Here is a 7,091-nt window from a genome sequence, read left to right on the forward strand (position 1 = left end):
TGTACGGCAGTCGTCCAGTTAATGGGGTGGAATCGGTGTCCAGTGCCGAGGCAGCGGACTTCGCGCGGTCGGTCGCCGCGGTGCTCGACGCCGAGTGGGGGACGGCGACGGCGGCCCCCACCGGTGACCTCGAGGCGCTGACCCGGACCGCGGTCGCGCAGGGCTGGTTCGAGCTCGGGTCGGCGGGAGCGCTCGACTTCCTCGCCGGAGCGGTGCGTGAGCTGGGCCGGCGGGCGTGCACCGTGCCGCTGGCCGACGCCTACGTCGCGGCGCTGCTGGCCGACGAGGCACTGGGGCAGGCGATCGCCGACGGCACGGTCCGCCCCGCCGTCGCCATGGGGGCCTCCGGCCTCGTCGACGCCCCCGGGGCCACGCACGTCCTGCGACTCGATGCGGTGGCCGGCACCGCGGCGCTCCTCGACGTCGTGGGTTCCACCGCCGAGCCGGGGCTGGCAGTGCCGGCGTGGTCGCGCGCCACGGTGGCCGAGCCTGGCGTGCGGCTACCGGCGGCGCCCGAGGCCGTGCGTGCGGCAGTGGGGCTCCACCGGCTCGCCGTGGCCGTGCGCGCCGTGGCGGCTGCGGGTCGGGCACACGAACTCGCCGTCGCCCACGCGGTCACGCGCCGGCAGTTCGGGCGGACGATCGGCGCCTTCGGCGCGGTGCAACAGCGGGTGGCCGAGGGCGAGATCGCGCTGCGGGCCGGGGAACGACTGCTCGACGACGCCGTCGCTGCCGTGCTGGCGGAGATGCCGCACGCGGAGCTCGCATGCGGGCTCGCCGTCCGGTTCGTCGAGGACCACGCCATCGGCGTGCTCTCCGGCGCTCAGCACACGCTGGGGGCGATCGGCTACTTCGAGGAGCACGAGGTTGCGTGGCTGTTCCGCGGCGTGCATGCCGACGTACTGGCACTGCGCTCCGGCCGCGGCACGGCACCGGGCGTCGACACCGCCCTGGTCGAGGGCGGCCGGTCGCTACCGCCGCTGGACCTGGGTCCGGTCGCGGAGGGGTTCCGGGCGCAGGTGCGGGCATTGCTCGCGGAGTTCCGCCGCTCGGACGGCTTCGACGTCGAGGGACTGCGGACCCGGATGACCGACGAGGGGCTCTTCGCGCTCGGCTGGCCGCGGGAGCACGGCGGCCGCGAGGCCACACTCGAGGAGCAGGTGGTGCTCAACGAGGAGCTGAAGTACGCCGGTGGGCCGGTCGACCGGGCCATGAGCGCGACCCTGCTGCTCGGTCACTCGATCCTGCGGCACGGCACGGCCGAGCAGCAGGCGGAGTTCCTGCCGCTGCTCCGCGCCGGGCAGATGGCCTTCTGCCTCGGCTACAGCGAGCCGGAGGCGGGGTCGGACCTGGCCTCGCTGCGCACCCGCGCCGAGCGCGACGGCGACGGGTGGGTCATCAACGGCCAGAAGGCGTGGACGACCCGCGCGCAGACGGCCAGCCACGTGTGGCTCGCGGTCCGCACCGATCCCGACGCCCGGCCCCGGCACGCCGGGATCACGATCTTCCTGGTGCCGATGGACACCCCCGGCATCACCGTGCAGCAGCACGTGGCGCTCTCCGGAGAGATCTCCTGCACCGTGTTCTACGACGACGTCCGAGTGCCGGACTCGACGCGGGTGGGCGAGGTGCACGGTGGCTGGCGGGTGATCACCGACGCCCTGGCCTCCGAGCGGATCGTCATGGGTGGCATCTCCTCGGTCCTGCTCCGGCAGCTCGACGACGTCCTCGCGCTGCTGCGCGCCGACGCCGCCCGGCTGGGGCCACCAGGCTCGGCCCGCCGCGACCGGCTGGCTTCGCTGGCGGCCCGGCTGCAGGCCACCCGCGCCCTGGTGCTCGCCGCCACCCGGGCGACCGAGGGCCGCGACGCGCGGCTCTACCCGCCGATGGCCGCCGTCCTCGGCGGTGACCTCGCCGAGGACTTCGGCGAGCAGGTGCTGGAGCTGCTCGGGCCGGAGGCGGCACTGACCGCAGGGCCGGGGGGTGGGGCTTTCGAGGCGGCGCTGCGGTTGGCCCCGATGTACGTGATCGGCGGCGGCACCAACGACATCCAGCGGGGCATCATCGCCCGGGCGCTCGGCCTGCCACGGGAGTGAGCGCCGTGCGTACCGCCTTCACCGGGCTCCTCGGCATCGACGTCCCGATCGTGGGGTTCAACCGCTCGCCGGCGGTCGTCGCCGCGGTGACCAACGCCGGTGGCCTCGGGGTGCTGGCCGCCACCGCCTACCGGCCGGAGGAGCTGGACGCCCAGCTCACCTGGATCGAGGAGCAGGTGCAGGGCCGGCCCTACGGCGTCGACCTGCTGGTGCCGGCCGGCACCGTCGCCGGCGACCCGCGCGACCTGGTGGCCGGCCTGCGCGCGCAGATCCCCGAGGAGCACATCCGGTTCGTGGCGCAGCTGCTGGCGCGTTACGGCATCGACCCCGGCCGGTTCACCGAGGGGCTGGGCCGCGGTGACGACACGGTGTCGGCGATCGCCCCGACCGGCGTCGAGGCGCTGCTCGACGTCGCCTTCGCGCACGAGCCGGCGCTGGTCGCCAACGCGCTCGGCCCGCCGCCGCCCGATCTGGTCCGCCGAGCCCACGACGCCGGCGTCGTCGTCGCCGCACTCGTGGGCAAGGCTGCGCACGCCCGCGCCCAGCTGGACGCGGGAGTCGACGTCCTCGTCGCTCAGGGCACCGAGGCCGGCGGGCACACCGGCACGATCGCGACGACGGTGCTGACGCCGGAGATCGTCGACCTGGCCGGCCCGGTGCCGGTCCTGGCCGCCGGCGGCATCGCCTCGGGCCGGCAGATGGCCGCAGCGCTCGCGCTGGGCGCGGCCGGCGTGTGGTGCGGCTCGGTGTGGCTCAACAGCGTCGAGGACATCACGCCGGTCGCCATCAAGCGCAAGTTCATCGCGGCCGGCAGCGGGGACACCGTGCGGTCGACGACCCGCACCGGCAAGCCGGCCAGGCAGTTGCGCAGTGCCTGGCACGAGGCGTGGGAGTCGCCGGGAGCGCCGGCATCCCTGCCCATGCCGCTGCAGGTGCTGCTGGCGAAGGACGCCTGGTCGCTCATCGACGAGGCGGCCACCCGGGGCGAGGAGGGCGCGGTGGCGCTCGAGTCCTTCTTCATCGGCCAGGTGGTCGGCTCCTTCGGGGACCCGCTGCCGGCGGCCGAGATCGTGCAGACCATGGTCGATCGCTGCGCGCAGCGGATCGCCGAACTCCAGGAGGTCCTCAAGTGAGCAGCAGCCACCCGCACGTATTCACCCCGGTCCGGCTGGGCACCATGCAGCTGCGCAACCGGATCATGATCCCGCCGCACGGCTCGGCGATCGGCGACCTGTGGGGCACCGAGGAGCAGGCCGCGCGCAACATCGCCTACTGGGAGGCGCGCGCCCGGGACGGCGCCGCCTGGATCGACGGCGTCCGCGGCCGGATCAGGAATCCCATCATCCCGGGCTTCGAGCCCTCGGGGTACGGCGCGGAGACCGAGGGCAACTACCGGTCGGCGACCTTCGTGGAGCGGGTGGCGCGCTTCGTCGAGGCGATGCACGCGCACGGCACCGTCGTCACGTCCCAGCTGACCGTGATCGGCGGGGTGCCGCACGCGCCGTCGCAGCAGCTGAGCTCGCCGTTGTCCAACCAGCGGCCGCACGTGCTGAGCGCATCGGAGATCGCCGACTACGTCGCCGAGTACCGCTTCTCCGCCGGTCGCGCGCGGGAGGCCGGGCTCGACGGTCTGGAGCTGCACCTCAACCACGACGACCTGCTCGAGTGGTTTCTCTCACCGCACACCAACGAGCGCACCGACTCCTACGGCGGCTCGCTGGAGAACAGGGTCCGCTTCGCCGCCGAGGTGCTGACCGCCGTGCGCGAGGAGATCGGCAGCGGGATGGCGCTCGGCGTCCGTTTCACCATGCGCGAGGAGGTGCCCGGCGGGTACGACGCCGATGCCGGGCTGGAGATCGCTCGGCACATCGAGGCGACCGGCCTGGTCGACTTCTTCCACCTGGTCATCGGTTCGCCGTGGGGGGACCCGAGCTACATCCAGCCGCAGTTCTACCGGCCGGCGCAGTGGGCGGAGCTCGCCGGCCGGTTCCGGGGCGGACTGTCGTTGCCGGTCGTCTACACGGGCCGGGTCACGTCCGTCGACGTGGCCGAGCAGGTGCTGGCCGACGGCCACGCGGACGTGATCGGCATGGCGCGGGCCTACATCGCCGAGCCGTCGCTGCTGACGAAGGCGGCAGCAGGCACGGAGGCCCGGCCCTGCATCGGCGGCAACGACTGCATCAGCCGCCGGTACGCCGAGGGGCTGCCGTTCGGATGCGCGGTCAACCCGCACGCGTCGAACGAGGTCGACGGCCCCTGGCCGCGGGCGCGGGAGTCGCGCGACCTGCTGGTCGTCGGCGGGGGGCCGGCCGGCATGGAGCTGGCCGGGTTGGCGGCCGAGAGTGGACACCGGGTGCGGCTCTGGGAGGCCGACGACGTGCTGGGTGGCCAGCTCCGGCTGGCCGCGCGGGCGCCGGGCTACGAGCAGTACACGGCCTACCTGGACTGGCAGGGACGGCGTCTGGAGCGGGCCGGAGTGGACGTGTCGCTGGGCCGGCGGGCGGACGCCGCGTCGGTCGAGGCCGCGGGCGCCGACGTGGTGGCCGTCGCGACCGGCGCGATATCGCACCGACCGCGGATCGCGGGCGTGGAGGCGGCCGCCGACATCCGGGAGGTGCTCGCCGGGACCGCCGAACTCGGGCGCCGCGTGCTGGTCGTGGCGCAGGACGACCACCTGCCGCCGCTGAGCCTGGCCGACCTGCTCAGCGAGCGTGGTCACGACGTCACGCTCGTGTACGGGACGGCGCAGCCCGCCGCGCAGCTGGGGCGCTACATCCTCGGGGGGATCCTCGCCCGCCTGCACCGGCGCGGGGTGCGCTTCCGCCACCTGGAGGAGGTCGTCGCGATCACCGCCGACGGCGTCGAGGTGCGCGACGTCTACACGCGGGAGATCGGGCGGCTCACCGACGTCGACTCGGTGGTGCTGGCCTGCGGCGGGGCAGCGGACGCCAGCCTGTACGAGGACCTGCGGCCGCGGCTGCCGGAGGTGCACGTGCTCGGCGACGCCTTCGCGCCGCGCCGCCTCGTGGCGGCGACCCGGCAGGCCTACGCACTCGCGCGGATCCTGGTCGGGCCCCCGGCGGTCTGACTTCCCTGCGCATGCTTCGATCAAGGTGGGTGCCGGCGCCGGGGCCGGTCCGCGGACGGAAGGGTGCACTCGTGGCCGCTACAGATGAGGTCCTGCTCGAGGTCGACGGCGGCGTGGCGGTGGTGACGCTCAACGCGCCCGATCGCCGCAACGCGCTGACGCCGCGGATGGCCGATGAGCTGATCGCGACGTTCGACGAAGTGGACGGTCGCGCCGACGTCGGGGCGCTGGTCATCAAGGCGGTCGGCAGGTCGTTCTGCGCCGGCGGCGACATCGCGACGCTGACCTCGGCGGGCAAGGACCCGGCCTCTCCCGAGTCATACGACGGCATGGGCCGGATCTACGACTCCTTCTACCGGCTGGGGCAGGTGCGGGTTCCGACCGTGGCCGCCGTGCGCGGCTCGGCGGTCGGTGCCGGCATGAACATGCTGCTCGCCGCAGACCTGCGGATCGTGGCGAACGACGCGCGGCTGATCTGCGGCTTCCTCAAGCGGGGGCTGCACCCCGGCGGCGGGCACTTCGTGATTCTGTCGCGGCTGATCGGCCGCGAGGCCGCGGCCGCCATGGCGCTGTTCGGCGAGGAGATCAACGGTGCCCGGGCGGTGGAGCTCGGCCTGGCCTGGGAGTCGCCGGACGACGCCGCCGTCGAGGGTCGCGCGCTGGAGCTCGCGACGCGGGTCGCCGCGGACCCGGAGCTGGCGCGGGTGGCGGTCGGCAACTTCCGCAAGGAGGTCGTCAACGGCGCGGTGGGCTGGGACGTCGCGATGCAGTACGAGCGCCCCGCCCAGATGTGGTCGATGCGCCGCTCGGCGAACTAGCCGATCTGCCGCGGGGTGCAGCCGGCGACGCCACTCGAGCTGCACCAGGCTGCGGCTTCCTGCTGCGACCCGAACGGCTGGTCGGCCAGGCTCAGCCACCAGGTGCTGTCGAGGTCGGCGGCGCCGACGTCGTCGCCCCGCGCCAGCAGGGCAGGGAAGCGGCTGGTGAAGGCGTGGTGGGCGACGGCGTAGGCGGTCGCGGCGGCGTCGTCCGCCACCTGCGCCGCGCCGAGCTGGGGCACCCACGAACCGCGGAGGTCGTGGACCTGCGGGGCGTCGGCCGCGCGGACGCTGAGGAGGCCGGCGAGATCCTCCGGGGGTGAGGTCACGTTGCCGAACGCGTGGGTCTCCGCGCTGCTCGCGATCGCCGAGCCGCCGAGGAGCAGCAGGACGACGAGCAGCCAGGAGCCGATGGTGACGCCCGCGACCTCGCCGGCGCCCGTGCCGGAGTCCTTGCCTTCCGGGGAGCGCCACCGGAACACCGCTGCGGTCGCGCTGCCGAACGCGAGCAGGCACACGATAACGACCGGGACGAGCTCCCACAGGTGGGCATTCAGGACGGCGAACGTCGCCCACGCAGCGCGGGCCGTGGTGACCGCCAGGACGACGGCCACGGCGAGGACGCCGACGTCGGGCAGCTTGAGCCCAACCGCGGCGACGACCAGGATCAGGACCGCGACGGCCGCGGCGGTGGCCGCCATCCACCCCGGGCAGAACCAGGGCTCGCCGCCGGCCGGCCAGGGTGCCGCAGCGCTGCGAGCGGTGTCGGCCGCACGGTTGGCGACCTCGAAGCTCAGCTGGTCGAGCAGCAGCGGGACCAGCGTCAGGCTGGTGACCAGGCCGGCGGCGGTGAGCAGGGAGGCGCCGGCCGGGTGGTGCGCGATGGCGTGGCCGCCGGACCGCTTGTCCTGCGGCGTCTCCCGCGCATCGCTCGCCGTCGAGTCATGCGAACTCGTGGCGATCGGCGGGGCGGATTCAACTGGTCGTCGCAACACCAGCTTGTTGATCTTCGGAGAGTAGTCGGGCGAGGACTTCGGCTGGGGTCTTGAAGCCCAGGGTCTTGCGGGGGCGCCCGTTGAGTTTGGCGGC

The 7,091-nt window shown here is 74.2% G+C and carries 5 protein-coding genes; 4 read left to right on the forward strand and 1 reads right to left on the reverse strand.

What is annotated here, in order from left to right; genetic code table 11:
- Positions 1–35: 35 nt before the first annotated feature.
- From AC2H4J_RS20885 to AC2H4J_RS20900, 4 genes are all read left to right on the forward strand, one after another.
- The gene (locus AC2H4J_RS20885; protein WP_487466835.1) at positions 36–2,096 is read left to right on the forward strand and encodes an acyl-CoA dehydrogenase family protein; all 2,061 of its coding nucleotides are present in this window, start codon (positions 36–38) and stop codon (positions 2,094–2,096) included.
- Between the two features lie 5 nt (positions 2,097–2,101).
- Positions 2,102–3,229 (forward strand): NAD(P)H-dependent flavin oxidoreductase, encoded by a 1,128-nt coding sequence (locus tag AC2H4J_RS20890; RefSeq protein ID WP_487466836.1) that lies wholly within the window; start codon positions 2,102–2,104, stop codon positions 3,227–3,229.
- A complete protein-coding gene (locus AC2H4J_RS20895; protein WP_487466837.1) occupies positions 3,226–5,184 on the forward strand; it encodes an oxidoreductase in 1,959 nt (652 codons plus the stop codon). The genes AC2H4J_RS20890 and AC2H4J_RS20895 overlap by 4 nt, the downstream gene beginning before the upstream one ends.
- 71 nt (positions 5,185–5,255) lie before the next feature.
- The gene (locus tag AC2H4J_RS20900) at positions 5,256–6,002 is read left to right on the forward strand and encodes an enoyl-CoA hydratase-related protein (RefSeq protein ID WP_487466838.1); all 747 of its coding nucleotides are present in this window, start codon (positions 5,256–5,258) and stop codon (positions 6,000–6,002) included.
- On the opposite strand, the gene AC2H4J_RS20905 is transcribed toward AC2H4J_RS20900, so the two are convergent.
- Positions 5,999–6,997 carry a hypothetical protein gene (locus AC2H4J_RS20905; protein WP_487466839.1) on the reverse strand — a complete coding sequence of 333 codons (999 nt, stop codon included), beginning with the start codon at positions 6,995–6,997 and terminating at the stop codon, positions 5,999–6,001. The genes AC2H4J_RS20900 and AC2H4J_RS20905 overlap by 4 nt on opposite strands.
- Between the last annotated feature and the right edge of the window lie 94 nt (positions 6,998–7,091).

The organism is Blastococcus sp. OS1-29 (genome assembly GCF_057628075.1).